The sequence below is a fragment of the Arthrobacter zhaoguopingii genome, from assembly GCF_009828595.1.
GTDB classification, from domain to species: domain Bacteria; phylum Actinomycetota; class Actinomycetes; order Actinomycetales; family Micrococcaceae; genus Arthrobacter_D; species Arthrobacter_D zhaoguopingii.
In genome coordinates, this window is record NZ_WPNY01000017.1 from 1 (window position 1) to 15,644 (window position 15,644).

Annotated in this window: 13 protein-coding genes and 1 pseudogene; 9 read left to right on the forward strand and 5 right to left on the reverse strand. The window is 63.7% G+C overall.

Annotated features, from left to right (window positions below; translation table 11 throughout):
• From GVV86_RS16765 to wrbA, 5 genes and pseudogenes are all read left to right on the forward strand, one after another.
• Positions 1 to 230 (forward strand): annotated as a pseudogene (locus GVV86_RS16765) (hypothetical protein); the annotation flags it as partial.
• Between the two features lie 32 nt (positions 231 to 262).
• Complete coding sequence (locus tag GVV86_RS16770) at positions 263 to 658, forward strand: RidA family protein (RefSeq protein ID WP_159620686.1); 396 nt, start codon at positions 263 to 265, stop codon at positions 656 to 658.
• Positions 659 to 745: 87 nt separating this feature from the next.
• On the forward strand, positions 746 to 1,627 hold the full coding sequence (locus GVV86_RS18890; RefSeq protein WP_159803453.1) for an NAD-dependent epimerase/dehydratase family protein: 882 nt from the start codon (positions 746 to 748) through the stop codon (positions 1,625 to 1,627).
• Positions 1,628 to 1,636: 9 nt separating this feature from the next.
• Positions 1,637 to 2,827: an MFS transporter gene (locus GVV86_RS16780; RefSeq protein ID WP_159803454.1), complete on the forward strand. Its 1,191-nt coding sequence runs from the start codon at positions 1,637 to 1,639 to the stop codon at positions 2,825 to 2,827.
• A 289-nt stretch (positions 2,828 to 3,116) separates the two neighbouring features.
• Positions 3,117 to 3,761 carry an NAD(P)H:quinone oxidoreductase gene (gene wrbA, locus GVV86_RS16785; protein WP_159803455.1) on the forward strand — a complete coding sequence of 215 codons (645 nt, stop codon included), beginning with the start codon at positions 3,117 to 3,119 and terminating at the stop codon, positions 3,759 to 3,761.
• Between the two features lie 122 nt (positions 3,762 to 3,883).
• Here wrbA and GVV86_RS16790 read toward each other — a convergent pair whose 3' ends face one another.
• The 3 genes from GVV86_RS16790 to GVV86_RS16800 all read right to left on the reverse strand — a co-directional run bounded on the left by GVV86_RS16790 (position 3,884) and on the right by GVV86_RS16800 (position 7,662).
• A complete protein-coding gene (locus GVV86_RS16790) occupies positions 3,884 to 5,884 on the reverse strand; it encodes a putative bifunctional diguanylate cyclase/phosphodiesterase (protein ID WP_159803456.1) in 2,001 nt (666 codons plus the stop codon).
• Positions 5,885 to 6,041: 157 nt separating this feature from the next.
• Positions 6,042 to 7,055 (reverse strand): hypothetical protein, encoded by a 1,014-nt coding sequence (locus tag GVV86_RS16795; protein WP_159803457.1) that lies wholly within the window; start codon positions 7,053 to 7,055, stop codon positions 6,042 to 6,044.
• Between the two features lie 91 nt (positions 7,056 to 7,146).
• Complete coding sequence (locus tag GVV86_RS16800) at positions 7,147 to 7,662, reverse strand: hypothetical protein (RefSeq protein WP_159803458.1); 516 nt, start codon at positions 7,660 to 7,662, stop codon at positions 7,147 to 7,149.
• A 528-nt stretch (positions 7,663 to 8,190) separates the two neighbouring features.
• Here GVV86_RS16800 and GVV86_RS16805 point away from each other — a divergent pair.
• The gene (locus GVV86_RS16805; RefSeq protein WP_159803459.1) at positions 8,191 to 9,270 is read left to right on the forward strand and encodes an ice-binding family protein; all 1,080 of its coding nucleotides are present in this window, start codon (positions 8,191 to 8,193) and stop codon (positions 9,268 to 9,270) included.
• A 797-nt stretch (positions 9,271 to 10,067) separates the two neighbouring features.
• Here the strand turns inward: GVV86_RS16805 and GVV86_RS16810 are convergent.
• On the reverse strand, positions 10,068 to 10,286 hold the full coding sequence (locus GVV86_RS16810; RefSeq protein WP_159803460.1) for a hypothetical protein: 219 nt from the start codon (positions 10,284 to 10,286) through the stop codon (positions 10,068 to 10,070).
• A 214-nt stretch (positions 10,287 to 10,500) separates the two neighbouring features.
• Between GVV86_RS16810 and GVV86_RS16815 the strand changes: the two genes are divergently transcribed.
• Positions 10,501 to 10,932, forward strand: coding sequence for a zinc-binding dehydrogenase (locus GVV86_RS16815; RefSeq protein ID WP_159803461.1), 432 nt, complete (start codon positions 10,501 to 10,503; stop codon positions 10,930 to 10,932).
• Positions 10,933 to 11,474: 542 nt separating this feature from the next.
• Entirely contained in the window at positions 11,475 to 12,035 is a 561-nt protein-coding gene (locus GVV86_RS16820) for a hypothetical protein (RefSeq protein ID WP_159803462.1), read from the forward strand.
• An 833-nt stretch (positions 12,036 to 12,868) separates the two neighbouring features.
• On the opposite strand, the gene GVV86_RS16825 is transcribed toward GVV86_RS16820, so the two are convergent.
• Positions 12,869 to 13,792, reverse strand: coding sequence for a zinc-binding dehydrogenase (locus GVV86_RS16825; protein WP_159620673.1), 924 nt, complete (start codon positions 13,790 to 13,792; stop codon positions 12,869 to 12,871).
• A 53-nt stretch (positions 13,793 to 13,845) separates the two neighbouring features.
• Between GVV86_RS16825 and GVV86_RS16830 the strand changes: the two genes are divergently transcribed.
• Complete coding sequence (locus tag GVV86_RS16830; protein ID WP_201291499.1) at positions 13,846 to 14,478, forward strand: TetR/AcrR family transcriptional regulator; 633 nt, start codon at positions 13,846 to 13,848, stop codon at positions 14,476 to 14,478.
• The last annotated feature ends 1,166 nt before the right edge of the window (positions 14,479 to 15,644 follow it).

The window sequence follows — 15,644 nt, forward strand, 5'->3', positions numbered from 1 at the left end:
CATCCTTCGCGCCCGGCGCGGCCTCCGCGCCCGGCGGCTACGGCGGGCTCGATGACTTCCTCTACCACGTCCGCCGCGGGATGTTCGAGTTCGTCGGGTACGACGTGGTGCAGCCCTTCGTCACTCATGCGCCTGCACGCCTCAGCGACGAGGAGCGTGAGCAGGCACTCGTGAAGGCCCGGGCCTACGTCACCGAGACGCTCCTGGCCGAACCGGCCGCTGTCCGCTGAGACGTTCACAACCGAAGAACTGGAGCACGGTCATGATCACTAAAACCAACATCGAGGTCCCTGGGCTCGGCGACTCCCGCAAGTACGCCTACCTGCAGTGCGTCACGGCCGGCGATTTCGCGTTCGTCGCCGGGCAGACCGGGGTTGATAAGGACTACAACATCGTTTCGCCCGAGTTCGGCGCCCAGGCCCGGCAGGCCCTGCGCAACGTCGGACTGGCTCTGGAGGCCGCCGGCACGAACCTGGCCAACATCGTCAATCTGACCGTCTACCTGGCCGATGCCCGCGATGCGTTCGAATTCATCGACATCTGCCACGAACTCATGGACGAGAACTTCGCGCCGACCGCCATTCTCGGAGGAATCGACTTCGTCCTCTCCGGTCTGCGCATCGAGATACAGGCCACCGCCGTGATCGAGCGCCCCTGAGGCCAGCGCACCCGAGAGAGGGACAGCCCCGCTGCCATCCCTCCCTACTACACCGCAGCCACGGTGCTGCTGATTGAAAGGAACACCATGCACGTCCTGCTTACCGGAGCGACCGGCTACATCGGCTCCGCCGTCCTCAAGGCCCTCCTTCAGGGTGGCCACTCCGTCGCCGCCCTCGTCCGCACCGAGGACGCCGCCGACCGCCTACGTGGTTCGGACGTGGACGCCGTCGTTGGCGACATGCGTGATGCGGGCTTCATCACCGCTCTTGCACAGAAGGTCGACGCCGTCATTCACACGGCCACTACCGGTGACGAGCACAAAGCGGCCGCAGAACGCGCCCTCACCGACGCCGTCATCGCCGGCCTCGGAGACACCGGCAAGCCCTTCATCCGTACCGGCGGCATCTTGGTGTACGGCCAGGGTGAGGACATCACCGAAGCCTCCCCTCGGCGTGCCCCCAGCTTCGTGGCCTGGCGTGATGCCATCGACATTCCCACGCTTCAGGCCCCCGGGATCCGATCGATCCTCATCGAGCCGGGCGTCGCCTACGGCTACGGACACGGCATCCCCAACCTGGTCACCCGCGCCGAGATCACCGAGGGTGACGGTCCGGCGCTCATCCTTCTCGGAGAGGGAAATCAGCATTGGACCACGGTCCACGTCGACGACCTCGCGGCCCTCTACATTCTTGCCTTGGAAAAAGCGCCCCACGGCTCCACGTACCTGGGCGTAAACGGCCACAACCCCACCGCCCGGGAACTCGGAGAAGCAGCCAGCCGCGTACGCGGACTCGGCGGACGCGTCGCTCCGGAAACCGCAGCTGAGACCACCGCCCGCCTCGGGGCTTTCGGCGAAGCGCTCCTCCTCAGCCAGCAGGCGACCGGCCGGGCCGCCCGCGAACTCGGATGGACCCCGACCCGTCCGACGCTCATCGATGAAATCAACGCCGGCACGTACACGAACTGAAAGTACCCCATGACGACGACTGTCCCCGTCCCGTCGACGACGCCCACTCGCAGCATCCGCTATGGCGGACTGGTCGTGCTGATGCTGATGGGTTTCCTGCTCGTCACGGCCGAGTTCCTCCCGAACGGCGTGCTCACTGAAATGGCCGACACGCTCGGCGTCACCCCTGGACAGGCCGGCCAGACCGTCACTGTGACAGCCCTCGCCGGGCTGATCGTCGCGCCGGCCGTGAGCATCCTGTTCCCGAAGCTTGACCGCAGGTCGCTGCTGATTTGGATGGCACTCGCTGCGGCGGCTTCGAACCTCATCGTCGCTATCGCACCGAACCTGCTGATCGTGCTGGCGGCCCGGTTCCTGCTGGGCGCTGCGCTTAGTGCCTTCTGGGCGATGTCGATCACCGTCGCCGCGCGCCTTGCAGGGCCCCAGCACCTTGGCAGAGGGGTCATGTTCACATCCGCGGGCGTCTCGCTGGCTACGGTCGCCGGTGTGCCGTTGGGGGTCATGCTCAGCGAGATCGTCAACTGGCATGCAGTGTTCGCCATCGCCGGCGTGCTGATGATCATGCTCGCGGTAGCTCTGCGCATCTTCCTACCGACCGTCCCGGCCGAGCAGGCGTCCAGCCTGCGCCTGATCATCAGCACCCTCCGGCAGCCCGGCATCGGCCTGGGAATGTTCGGACACATCGCGGTCGTGCTCGGGCACTTCTTCGCCTACACCTACATCCGGCTCGCACTCGAGCGTATCCCCGACATCGACGCCGCAGCGATCGTGGTGCTGCTCGCCGTGTTCGGCATCGGCGGACTTGTGGGAAACTTCGTGATCGGGATGCTCATCGATCGGGCGTTCGCGTTCTTCGCCGTGTTCACCCCCACCGTGATCGCCGCCGCTGTGCTCGCAACGATCCTGTTCTCGGACTCAATCATCGCGATCGGCGTTGTGGCGCTGCTCTGGGGCTTCTTCTTCTCATCCTGGCTGCTCGTGATGAACACCTGGGTAGGTCACCGGATGCCTAACCGCCTGGAAGCAGGAGGCACCCTCATCTTCATCGGATTCCAGGTGGCCATCGCGTCCGCAGCCGGGGTCGGAGGAATCCTCGTCGACTCTGGCAGTATCGAGCTCGTCTACACCGTCGGAGCTGCCGCCCTGCTGCTCGGCGCGGTGCTGTTCGGAACAGCGAACCGCAAAAGCTCTATCACTTGAACACAGCGAGCTGCTGCGGGCAGGCGGAATGATCCGACGAACCCACGATGCCCGTGAAACCAGGGGCCCATCCCAAGCGACTATGACTACCTGGGATCGGACGGGCACGCAGCAGTCCATCGTGCAACTAATCCGTAACCGGCGCGTCGGCACACAGGTCGACGAGCCTGTGGAGCAGCTACAGCACAACTTATATAGACATTTCGCAAAGTATCTATATGATGGTAGTGTCAGTACCACTGATTCAGAACGAAGTATCCATCAGTTCCCACCATCGAGGAGAAATCACATGACGAATATTGCCGTGATTTACTACAGTTCCACTGGTCATGTGCACGCACTGGCCGAAGCCGTCGCTGAAGGTGCACGCGAGGCAGGCGCTGAAGTACGTCTGCGCCGGGTACCCGAACTAGCGCCGGAGGAGGTCATCCGCGGGCAGAACGCCTGGAACGAACACCACGAGGCGACCAAGCACTCCGTCCCGGAAGCCACCAACGAGGACCTCGAATGGGCCGACGGCGTGGCCCTGGGCACTCCGACCAGGTTCGGGCTGCCCTCCTCGCAGCTGAAGCAGTTCATCGATCAGACCGGCCCCCTCTGGGCGGCCGGGAAACTGGCGGACAAAACCGCCACCGCGTTCACCTCGACCCAGAACGTGCACGGCGGATCGGAAGCCACCCTCCTGTCGCTCAACAACGTCTTCTACCACTGGGGGGCAATCATCGTTCCCCCCGGCAATACCGAGTCAGTGACTTTTGCGGCTGGCGGAAACCCCTATGGTGTGTCCTATCCCTCCGGTGACGGCACAGTGATGATGCCCGAGGCCGTAAAGGCTGCTGCCCGCCACCAGGGCAACCGGCTGGCCCGGTTCACCTCACGGCTCCTGCAGGACACCGAATCAGAGAGCCCGGCCGAACTGGAGCGTGTCTCCTAACCAGGTTTGCGGGTTGCGGTACCTACTTGAGGCAGGTGCGGTCACTGAATCGCTCATGACGGTATCTGCTGTCTGCCGTTCCGGCCGTACCGGGCGCTTCTCGTATCAGGGGTGCTGCTTCATCAAGGCTGTGGTGTGCGGATGCGGTGGGTGAGCCAGTCGATGAGGAGCCGACTGGACGCCGGGTGCATTCCCGTCTGGGAGTGTTGAAGTGCGTGCCAGGCTTTCACCTCAGCAGCGGCACCGGTGTCATCGATGAACCTGGTCAGTGGGCAGCGCTGCAGTTCCAACGGGTGCGGTGCGGCCAGCCGGGCAAACTGCCAGTGATAGGCCAGGGCGCCAAGGGAGGTTTGTATCGGGGACAGGTGCAGTTCGAAGGTGAACGAGTCAATCCATCGGAGGCAGTCCTGCGGCGCCAGGGGTTTCGCGAAGTAGTAGCCCTGGCCTAGGGGCGCTCCAAGGATGATCGCAGCCTCGGTCAGGCTGTCATCTTCCAGTCCTTCGATCACGACACTTAATCCGAGGTCCCGGCCCATCTGCATGAGTGTCGCCATGATGCTGAGCGTCTCTAGGGGTTTGTCCGACACATGGAGGAACAATCCCCGGTCGAGTTTGATGGTGCTGAACGGAAACGAGGACAGGCGCTGCAGGCTGCTGTGTCCGGATCCGAGGTCGTCCATGGCCAGGCCGACTCCCAGGGCGGAGAGTTCCTGCAGCGCTACCCGCTGGGTTTCCAAGTCGATGTCGGGAGATTCCAGCAGTTCCAGGCCGAGCCGGCCGGGCAGCAGAGCGTGGGCGCTCAGAGCGTCCCCGATGAGTTGGGGTATGGTGCGGTCGTGCAGGATTTCCGGGGGCAGGTTAACTGACACGCCGAGATAGCGGCCTTCCTGGTCCCAGGCGGCAACGACCTCCAACGCGCGATCGAGGACCACGGTGAACAGCTCCCGCTGATCATCGGCATCGAGATGGGGCAGGAATTCCTCTGGAGAGGCGATATGCCCTCCGGCCAGCCTCAACCGCGCCAGGGCTTCGAAGTAGTCCACGGATCCGTCGCGGAGATCCACCACGGGCTGAAGGTAAACCAGAACGCTTCCGCTTGCCAGAGCGCTGCGGTAGTCCACCGGCCCCACCCGGTCCGCGTAACCGGTGGATGCCCGTGGGCCCGCACCCAAAGGGGGTAGGAGGTGTTCGGCGGCCTCCCACCAGGTGGTCAGGTTGCCGTCCTCCCGTCCCTTGACCCGGTAGAGGGCCTCGTCGGCGCTGAGCAGGATCGACCGGCTGTCGGTCCCGTCCTGGGGAACCAGTGCGATTCCCATGCTCATGCCGATGTGGACCTGCTGCCCGGCTACCTGGAAGGGTTCCTCCACTGCCCCGTGAAGCCGGTTCAGTACTTCTGGAAGGTCCTCATCCACGGTGTCCCGGACAATGTTTTTGAGGATCAGGATGAATTCATCCCCGCCCATCCGGGCCAGCATGTCGCCCTCACGCAGCCGTGAGAGCACCCGGGTCGACCACTGCCGAAGGACCGCATCACCGGCGGCATGCCCGTAGGTGTTGTTGATGAGGCGGAAATCATCCAGATCGATCAGGCCGATCGCCGCCGTCGCCTCCTGGCCATAGGACATCCGGACAGCTTCATCGATGGCCTGCTCGGCCGCGGTCCGGTTGGGAAGGCCCGTCACCGGATCGTGCAGAGCCTGATCCTGCAGCTGCTTCAACAGCGCGACTTTGTTGCTGATGTCGCGCTGGACACTGACGAAATGGGTAACTTCGGTGCCGGTCCCGGCCCGCACCGGAACGATTCTCAGGGCTGTCCAGAACGCGGACCCGTCTTTGCGGTAGTTCAGGACCTGTCCTTCAAAAACTTCTTTTGAGGCCAGGAGGTCCCTCATCTGACGTTTCGTCTCCGGATCGGTGCCCGGACCCTGCATCACCCGGCAGTTCCTGCCCAGAAGGTCAGCCGGCTCATACCCGGTCATGGCAGTAAAGGAAGTGGACACATGCGTGATTGCCTGCCCGGCATCGGTGATCAGCGCGATATCGGCCGCCGCTGACCGGGCCGCGGTCAGCACGTCAATGGAACTCTTTTCCTCGGTCGCGCTTTCACCCGGTACCAATTTCATTGTTCCTTCCGGTAAGGCTGGAGCGGCAGGGACGCCAGACACTACACACATGACCGTACCCCCATGCCGCCCGCCGACACTTCGGACGGACTTCCCGCCCCGGACTCCGTGCCCGGCGGCACGGGGCCCGGTTGTGCTGTTGATGTCATTGGTGCTGTTAGTGCCGCCGGTGGGGCTGTCTTTTCCTGCGCCGGATCAGCAGTGCTGTCCCGGCGAGGGCGAGGAGTAGAACCGCTGCCAGGACGGGGTGGGGAATCCACGGATTGGTTCCGGCCTGCGGCGGGGTGATCGTTTCTCCAGCGCCCGCCTCCGGGAAGGTCACCGGGGTAGAGGCTTCGCGTTCCAGCAGACCGCTGGTGAGTTTGAGGCCGGCAATCCAGGGCCCGTTGGGAAGGTCCTTGGGCAGAATGAACGTGACCTCGTGGGTTGTGCCCGGGGCAATGGTAGTCGCGCTTTGAACGGCGAACGGGCCCGCGGACAAGGCTCCAGGTCCTTCGGTCAGGCTGAGACTCCCACTGACGTCCAGGGCGCGGCCACCGGTGTTAGTGACCAGGCCGCCAAGCTGCGGGCGGCCTTCCTCGTCCCGGGACGTGGTGAGGGAACCGATCGCGAAATCCGCCGGCGGACCGTTGCCCGGCCCGACGGAAAGGTAAATGCGGATGCCGACCCGGTTGGCCTGTACGACGCCTCCTTCATCGGCGGGGCTGCGCATCTCGGCCCAGACGGCCCCGTACTGCTCGCCTTCGGGCGCGTCGACGGGAACCGCGATGGTGGTGAGGACTTCCCGCGACTGCCCGGATTCGAGGGTGACCTCCGGATCGGCCAGGGTTGTCCAGGTGCTCAGCTCGTTGCGGACTCCGGCATCCTCACCGACGAAGAGGCCGCCGTCGATGCGCGCTGCCCCCGCGTAGAGGCGGATGATCTGTGCGGTTGGCGTGTTGTTTTCCAAGTGGATCCGGCGTTCGATCTGCGCGCCGGGCGGCAACCGGTCAATGATGTAGCTGCGCGCCCTGGGGTCGTCCTGGGTGTCGGCTGGAATATCGAGCAGCCGCAACGTTAGGTCGGCTTCGGCCTGGGGTGTTGCGGTAGTGCCGGCGGTTGAAGCCGCAGCCGGCAGCGCCGGAAGAAACGCCAACAGCAGAAACAAGGAAACGGTGATCAGGAAGCGCACGTACGGGACCTCGTCTTGGTGGAGGGAAGCGGCGACCCGCAGGGGACCTGCGGAGATGCAGGGCCCGAGCGGATCGGTTTGCAGTCTGGCCCTACAGGAACGAGTGGGTCAGGACTGCCGTGTAGGTGTCGGCCAGCGCGTTGGCCGGCGCGGTGACACTAAGGGTGGCGTCCCAGGTGGCGGTGTTGTTTCCGACCACACCGGTTGCCGTCTGGACCGCCTTGGCCGTGGACAGGCCGGTTTGGGACGTCGCAGCCACGGTGGCCGTTCCCGTGCTGACCGCAGCGCCCGGTGCATAGCTGGCCGCGGTTGCCGGGATGACGTTCGTGTTGGTGGTGCCGGTGAAGTTGGTCATGATGACCGCGGCGTTCCAGCCGATCGTGCCGGCACGTTCGTCGGTCACCGTGACACCGGCAACGGTTGCCGATGCGGTGCCACCCGGCGCAAGGGCGGAAAGCCCCGCCCCGGCCGGGGCGGAAATGCCGAGCCCCCCTGCGGTCACCTGCACGGTGGCGGTGGTGTCGGCCGCGGACGCCGGGAGGGCGAGGGACCCGACGAGGACGGCGGAGGCGGTGACGCTAAGTGAGATGCGGGAGATGGTACGCATGGCATGAGACCTTTGATGGAGAGTGGAAACATCATGGATGTTCCGGATAAAGAATCCGCTCCGTCTGCGGCTTATGTGCCAAACGACGCGGCTGGAGCGAACTCCTACCGGTGGAGCGAACGTAACATCGTCAGTACCCTTCCCACCGATTGGGAGGGCATCCTGCTCCAATCCTGCGCTCGGAGGTTTAACCTGCGCCAATCCTGCGCTGATACGGCGAAAGGCCCTGCGCGATAAGCAGCGGGCCGGGCGGCCGGTGTGGGGAGAGGTGGAATTAGGCGGCCAGACGCAGCGGCGCGTGCACGCGTTCTAACGCGCCTTCCGCGCAATAGTCCACCCCTTTCCCTTTTCTCTTTTCCCGTTTTCACCCGTACTGCGGGTCTACCCTGAGCGCAGGCCCCGCGACCTGTCTCCCTCGCACGGTGCCGCACTATCCCATTTGCGATTGTGACCTGGCTCGGGATCATTCTCTGGAAACTCAGCAGGAGTATCACGCCCTGGGGCGCCTTCCGTTTGAAAGGCATCACCATGAAGAATCCAAGCGCCCGCAGAGCCGCCGCATCAAGCACACTCCCGCGGTGGACCGCCGCCGCATCCCTCACCGCGGCCTCCGGAGCCGTGATCCTGGCTCTCCTGGGCACCTTGACCGGACCTCCGGACGCCTTCGCGGCGGAAGCACCCGTCGGACTGGGGACCGCAGGCGGTTATTCCGTGCTCGGTGGCCAGACCGTCACCAACACGGGCCCGACCCTGCTCAACGCCAACCTGGGCGTCAGCCCGGGCACCGCGATCACCGGCTTCCCGCCTGGAGTCGCCACCGGAGCGGTCAATGCGGGCAACGCCGAAGCGCTCCAGGCGCAGGCGGACCTGGTCATCGGGTATAACGATGCCGCCGGTCGGGCACCAACGGCCAGCGTCGCGGGCGATCTGGTGGGGCAGACCCTCGGCGCCGGGGTCTACAACTCGACCGGCCCCATCGCCCTCAGCGGCACCCTGACCCTGGATGCGGCAGGAGATCCCAATGCCGTCTTCATTTTTCAAGCTTCCTCGACCTTGATCACCGCCAGTGCGAGCAGCGTCAGCCTTATCGGCGGAGCCCAGGCCTGCAACGTGTTCTGGCAGGTGGGCAGTTCCGCAACACTGGGTACGGAATCCTCCTTCAAGGGCAGCATCCTGGCCCTGACCTCGATAGCGGTCACCACCGGAACCGTGGTCGAAGGCAGAGCACTGGCCCGCAACGGCGAAGTCACCTTGGACACCAACACCTTCCTGACCTCCAACTGCCAGCCCGTCCCCACCCCCACCGAAACCACCCCCGTCCCGGTCCCCACCGAAACAACCCCCGTCCCGGTCCCGACGCCCGCTCCGGTCCCGACGCCTGCCGCGCCGACACCTGTACCGACTCTGGCCAACCCTGCCCCCGTGACCACTGGAAACCTTCCAGCGCCGGCCGGTAGCGTGCCTCTGCCGTCAGACACCCCCGCCTTCAACAACGGGTTTGTCTCGGGCCCCGGCACTGAGCCGACTCCACTGTTGACGAACCGCGGCACCGACATTCAGAGCGCAGCCGCGGCGACCGCGTCCGGCTCCACCGGCCAGCGCCGGTGAGCGGAACAGCCGTGTTCACCATCAGGGCCGCTGCCCACTGGGCCGGCCCGCAGCGGGCCGCGCGGGGCGTGTCGCGGTGACTGTGCCCAGTCCGGGCACAGCGGTCTGCTGCCGGTCTCATCCATGGGGGAACTGATCGTGTCGATACAAGGAAATCACCAAAGGGCCCATGCAATAACGGAGGTGCTGGAAGCGGCCTGGTTCGCTGCCGCCGACATAGCGGTCGTCACCGACACCTCACAAGACATCTTGTATGTGTCGGAGAATCTTTTTATCAGGTCCACTCGGAACCGCGCGCTCTGCAGTGACAGTCAACCTTGCGCCTCTGCGGATCCTTCACCACAATAGGGGTCCCGCAGGGATCCGCAGGTCCTTGCATCGAGCCCGCTACAGGGGGTGCCGGGTTCTGATTGGATCTGCTGTTCGTCGTCGCTGGTACGCGGCGGTGCGGCTTGACTGCCGCGGACCCAGTCCTGTTGCGTGCCGTTGTGCCCGCCTTTTGAGGGCGTCCTCCGGGCTCTGCCGCCACCGTGGCCTCCGAAAGGAAGTGCTTCAGGGCTATCTCCGGATTGGAAAGCCCCTGGGCGATCAGTTCGAGGTCTTCTGGTACTGGAAGCACGGGCAAGCCGACGGCCGGAGCAACCTCCCAGCCGCCGCACCCCGCCCCAGCGGCGGGGTGCGGCCCTCCATGGCCTTTAAGGATGGGACATGAATACCGGATATCAAGGCCAAAGAGTCTTTCCATTCACTTGAATGCACGGTGGAACTGGTACCAGCAGCACAGCAGTTGACTCTCGCTAGAACGCAATCTTTTGGTCGGCTGCGATGACATCGACGTCGGCGGTCGACACGGTGCGGGTGCCCGTAGGGGTGTCGAATTCGAGGGTAGCTGCGCCGTACTCTCCGGGGTTGCTACCAGCAAGCCATACAGCACCCCAGATGCCGTCGGCTAGTTTGGCTTCGGTCACGGTTCCGGAGGCGCTGATGATCGCCTCAGGGAATGAACTCAGCCTCATCCCCAGGGATGAGATGTCCAAGTAAGGCAACCCGCTAAGGCATAGCTGCAGACTCGTAGTCGTCTCTCAAGCTGAACCGCGCCATGTTCTTTCCCTGCTGCGAGAAAAGAAGTGGCCAAATACAACCTTTTCGGTCAGGCGGCCAACACGGCCAGACGGTTCAGAAAGCCGTGGATATCCGGGCTTTGAAGAGTCCTCGGAGTGGGTTCAACCTATGGGCGCCGACGAGGTAGTCCCGCGCGAGTTCGCCGGCGACGTCAAGCAGCTGGTACCCAATGGGGTGGACTACGTATTTACGTCCTTCACTCCGGCGAACCTGGAGGCCATCGCCGATGTCCTCAAACCCCGCGGGCAGGTCGTATCCATCGATCAGTCCGGCGGCAGCATCGATGTCCTCAAGAATAAGAGCATCACCTGGCACTGGGAGCTCATGTTCACCCGTCCTCTGTTCGAACCGCACGACTACTACCAGCATCAGCTACTCAATGAGTGCTCCGGGATGGTCGACGCCGGACGCATCCGCTCAACGCTGACAACCCACATCGAACCAATCAACGCCGAAGGCCTTCGGCGCGCTCACGAGCTCTACCATCACCGGGAAGGTAGTCCTATCCAACTGGCCCTCCTGAATAACCCGGAACGCTAGGCGGTCAACCCCCGCGGACGACAACTATCCAGTTTTCAACAAGACCTGATCACACGTCACAGAAGGCTAAGGCGGTCTCTTGCAACGACCGACTGAACTCACCGATCCTTTAGCGAGATGATGTATATGCCGTTGGTGACAGGGTCCAGGCCGTAACCGTCGGCGTTAAGCGCCCGAAAAAAGGACACCGTGACGTTTCAAGCCGTTGAGGTTGAGGACAAGACTTCTGGGTATCAAAACTTCTGGGCATCAAGATCACGGCATGTCAGCCGAAGGGCAGCCTGACCAAAGACGTTGTATGTGGCCACTTCGTTTCCGGCCTCGGAGAAGCAACATGGCCTGGTTCAGCTTGAGAAACGAATACGAGTCAGTAGCTATGCCCTAGCAGGTTGCCTTACCTAGGCGTCTCATCCCTGGGGATGAGGCCGGGTTCATTCCCTGAGGCGATGATCCTGCTTCGTGAAACTGGAAAGCTGAAGCAAGACGATGCGCTCCTGCGCAATCGTCCCCTTCACTAGCTATCACAACCCAAGGAGAACAACGTGAAAACGACGAAAAGCATGGCCCGGAGGCTCACCGCCTCTGCAGCGATCATCGGTATTGGTTTCGGCGTCACAGCTACCACCACAGCGGCAAGTTCGGTGCCCGGCGCCGATGTGCAGACCGCTGTTATCTCACCGCTGGTGTCACAATCGGTCGCCAACTACGAAGGAAAATGGGCTGTCCAAGGTGGAACGTTGGTCGAATCCTTCCAGGAAAACGGCGAGGTCGTCTCAACGGGATCAACGTCTCTTCGAACCGGCCTACCGGCGGACCAGATCATCTCATTCGGCTATGTCGCAGGCTTTGGAAGTGCAGCGACCGGGCAGAACTACGCTCAGCTCAGCGGGCAGGCAGGAGAAGACGTCACCGCAGTACGCGTCATCAGCGCCTCCGGAACCGTGACCGAAACCACGCTAGCCGACGGTATCTGGGGTGCTGTGTGGCTTGCTGGCAGCAACCCCGGAGAGTACAGCGCAGCCACCCTCGAATTCGACACTCCCGCGGGCACCCGCACCGTGTCCACAATTGACGTCGATGTCATCGCAGCCGACCAAAGATAGCGTTCCAGCGAGAGTCAGCTGCTGTGCTGCTGGTACCAATTTCACCTCTCATTCAGATGCGTGAAAACAACTTCCTGGCCTTGACACCGAGTGTTCGTGTCCCTCCCTTAAGGGCCTTGGAGGGCCGCACCCCGCCCGCTGGGGCTGGGTGCGGCGTCCCCGCATCCGGTGGAGGAGCCTCTATCGGGGAAGCGAAGCTTTCTAGATCAGGGCTCGCGCGACGTACTGGCCGGCGTCACCCGCTCAGTCGCTGCCGAGCTTCTGGAACGACGGCAGATCGGCCCTCGAAGCGCTGCGGGCCGGACTCACAGCCACAAACAAGCGATCCTTCCGATAAGTATCGGACAAGATAGCTGCGAGGTGCGCACCCGATGTGTGCACTTCGCAGTTGTTCAGCACCGGTAACCTGCGGCCATGCGTTGATTTTGATCTCTCTAGACAGCAGCATGCCCTAAGGTCGGCTCACCCCCGCGCCGCTTACCGGCTCATCGCCCGGGGGTGGTTCGCCGCTAAATGCCAGCCCCAGGCACGCATGATCTGCGACAAACCGCCATCCCTCGCCCACGGCAATAATGGAGAATAATCGCGGGTACGGTGCGGCACCGGGCTCTTGGTGGAGCTCACCAATCGTGCAGATGATCCTGACGGTCTAGTGGATGTGGCGCACTCGCTGGGCAACGCGATGGACGGAGGTGAACGCTCTGTTGTCTGGGCTCCACCCCAGCAGGAGTAATGGCGGCCAGAAGCCCCGCCGTCACTGTGGCGGACGCCTGCCATTGAGGTGCCGGGCGTGAGGCGGGGGTACGCTCGTGGTGGTACGCGGGCCGGTCCACCTATGCCTGGGGCTGCAAGACCAGTTTCCCCTTCCACGCTCCTGTACGGAGGATGTCGAGGCCGCGGCTCAAGGAGACGCGCTCTCCGATGTTCGTGTGCAGGCGGCCGGTCGCGGCGAGGTTGATGAGGAATTCAAAGTCGGACTGGAGGTCCGGCCCGCCCTCCTCCGGCATGAAGAAGGTACGGATGGTTCGTCCGGATCCTCCCCAGTCGCCTTGAAGATCAGTTGCGCTCAGGACAACGTCCTCGCCGCTCGCTCGTCCTACCGAGACGAGGGTTCCATTGGATGCCAGCAGGGCGAAGGCATCCCTGAGGGCGGGTCCGCCCACGTTATCGATGACGCCATCGAATATGCCAAGGTCTGAGCCGATCACGGCGGAGGTGGAGGTGGCACCGAGTTCACGAAGGAGCGGAAATGCCTGTTCGTCCCGGGCTACCGCAGCGATCTCCGCAGCGCCGGAGGCGGCCGCCAGCTGCACTGCGATCCTGCCCACTGCCCCAGTTGCTCCGGTAATCAGGACCCGACGGCCGAGCGTCGAGCCCAGCGCCCGGAGAGCTCGCAGCGCTGACGCCCCAGCGAGCGGCACAGTCGCGGCAGTGTCAAAATCCAGGTGGTCGGGTATGACGGCGAGTTGGGCGCCCGGAACAGCCGCATACTCCGCCCAGGCACCGCCCATCGCCAGTCCCGCCACCCGCGTACCGGCAGCGGGGCTTGAGCCGTCCGAAGCGGGTACATCAATGGTGCCAGCCACTTCGTACCCGATGACGGCTCCATGGGGTGCTTGTGCGGCAAAGTGGAGGTCCGTGGGATTTACGGTTGCGGCCGACACCCGCACGAGCGCCTCGGATACTGAAGGTTCCGGCGTGGTGGTGGCAAGGCGGATGCCGCCCGGGGCGTCGCGGTCAACAATAAGTGAGTTCATGCCCTGAATTTTGGCACACTGTGCCGATTGGCACAATGTGCCATAATGAGGCCATGACAACAGTTCAGGTCGCACCGGGCCGCCGGCTGACGAAAAGGCAGCAGACACGGACCGCCATCGTGGACGCGGTCCTACACTTCGGCAGCACCCGGGGTCTTGACGCGACGACCGTGCGTGAGATCGCCGACGAGGCCGGCATCGGGGCGCGGACCTTTTTTCGGTTCTTTTCCTCGAAGGAAGAGGCTGTCATTGCCCTGGATGAAGACTTCTTCACGGCGATCCTCGAGGCACTGGATGAGCAGGCGGAAGGATTGTCGCTCAGTGAATTCTTTTTGGGCGCCTTCGAGGCCGCCGCTGCCCAGTTCGACCAGGCATGGTGGACACGCTTCGCCGGTGCGTCACGACTGGCGGCGGCCAGTCCGACGGTCAGCGGAATAGCGCTGAATTTGTGCGGAGTCACGGCTGCGCGGTGCGCCGATGCCCTCCGGCCATCCTTCAGCACAATCGCACAGCACGAATTCGACCTGGCGCTCGATGGCGTTTTGAACGCTTGGCGACGGGCCCGGGAGGCTTGGCTGGAATCCGAAAACCTCGACCCCGCCGCATTTCACGCACTGGTTCGGCGCAACCTTCGTTTCCTGGAGACCACGCCACTCCTTAAGGCTCGGGCGACCGCCTCCGGCTGACGGACGTCCGGCGAGGCGCCCCATCGCCCTCCCTACCGATCGGGTGTCACGCAGCGACGCGGCCCGCCCCGGTCCCACCCGGCACGATGAAGAGTCACCTCACCTCCGAACATCCCGGGCATTCAGGAACCCGCATCCTCGCCTACCGGCCCCCACTGTTGCCGCAGCTCAAAGAACCTGACCCAGCACCGACTCTTGGACAGCTCGGCAAAGTGCCGCCACACTCCGGAAAATAAGGTAAGAGTCTGCCGCGACCACCCGCCTCGTCCCCAGGACCCTCGAAGCACGTAAGCGATCGGGCGCGAATTGACAGTTATAGGAGCGTCAGGGGCACGGCAAAAGGTCCCCCACGCTTCGCTGCTTGTCCTGCACCCAAGATGGCCAGTAGGAACCAGGGGCCCGCCTGCACACACCCACCTAAGTCACCGACACTTGGCAACCCACCCCTGAGCCGGCGGCGGGCGTGCACAGCCTTCTGAAAGCTGCGGCGGGACAGCCCCCGGCACCTGGCCCGCCAGATCAGCAGTGCTCATCGATGCACGGGACAGAACCCGGGGCCGTGGAGCCAGACCGGTAGTTGGTCATCCATCTGTGGGCGGGTGGAGCCCGAAGGATAAAGCTCAAAGCCGTCCACCTATGGGTGAGCCACCCGGACCTGTCCGCGGCAGTCGTACCCTGCCGAGACATGGTGCACCATCTCTGGACCTTCGCGCACATCCGATGCAGAAGCCAGAAAAGGACCCTAGAACGACACGTTTCGGCGCGTTTTGAACAGTTGCGTCTGGGTGTATCTGGCGCACCACACTCGACCTCGGTCCGATGTGCGGATAAGGCGCCGCTTCGCTCTGTGCACGACCGCGGTCATCTGAGCGTGAGAAAAATGGCTAGGTGGGTGGCGGCACCAAGACCTAACCGGATTCGCTGCAGGTATTGCAGCGGCGCCGCTCCGCAGCCGTCGGTTCACGAGGATGAACACCTGCGCTGAGCTTTACGTGTTGGTGATGATGCGGTGTGCAACCGGCTGAGCGGATCCGGCTGTCACCTTGGGCGTGATCAAGCGCATAGGAGAAGGACTCTGTGCAGCGCGCCTCGGGGCGAGGGCCCTGGTTTTGCTGATAGTTGCTGAGGGTGCCCCGGGATGAATGATGCCCTGGCCCTATTTACAC

What these genes read in the sequence shown, in the direction of transcription:
- GVV86_RS16770 (WP_159620686.1), top strand. Translation starts at nt 263, where the DNA reads ATGATCACTAAAACCAACATCGAGGTCCCTGGGCTCGGCGACTCCCGC.
- GVV86_RS18890 (WP_159803453.1), top strand. Translation starts at nt 746, where the DNA reads ATGCACGTCCTGCTTACCGGAGCGACCGGCTACATCGGCTCCGCCGTC.
- GVV86_RS16780 (WP_159803454.1), top strand. Translation starts at nt 1,637, where the DNA reads ATGACGACGACTGTCCCCGTCCCGTCGACGACGCCCACTCGCAGCATC.
- wrbA (WP_159803455.1), top strand. Translation starts at nt 3,117, where the DNA reads ATGACGAATATTGCCGTGATTTACTACAGTTCCACTGGTCATGTGCAC.
- GVV86_RS16790 (WP_159803456.1), bottom strand. Translation starts at nt 5,884, where the DNA reads ATGAAATTGGTACCGGGTGAAAGCGCGACCGAGGAAAAGAGTTCCATT.
- GVV86_RS16800 (WP_159803458.1), bottom strand. Translation starts at nt 7,662, where the DNA reads ATGCGTACCATCTCCCGCATCTCACTTAGCGTCACCGCCTCCGCCGTC.
- GVV86_RS16805 (WP_159803459.1), top strand. Translation starts at nt 8,191, where the DNA reads ATGAAGAATCCAAGCGCCCGCAGAGCCGCCGCATCAAGCACACTCCCG.
- GVV86_RS16810 (WP_159803460.1), bottom strand. Translation starts at nt 10,286, where the DNA reads ATGAGGCTGAGTTCATTCCCTGAGGCGATCATCAGCGCCTCCGGAACC.
- GVV86_RS16815 (WP_159803461.1), top strand. Translation starts at nt 10,501, where the DNA reads ATGGGCGCCGACGAGGTAGTCCCGCGCGAGTTCGCCGGCGACGTCAAG.
- GVV86_RS16825 (WP_159620673.1), bottom strand. Translation starts at nt 13,792, where the DNA reads ATGAACTCACTTATTGTTGACCGCGACGCCCCGGGCGGCATCCGCCTT.
- GVV86_RS16830 (WP_201291499.1), top strand. Translation starts at nt 13,846, where the DNA reads ATGACAACAGTTCAGGTCGCACCGGGCCGCCGGCTGACGAAAAGGCAG.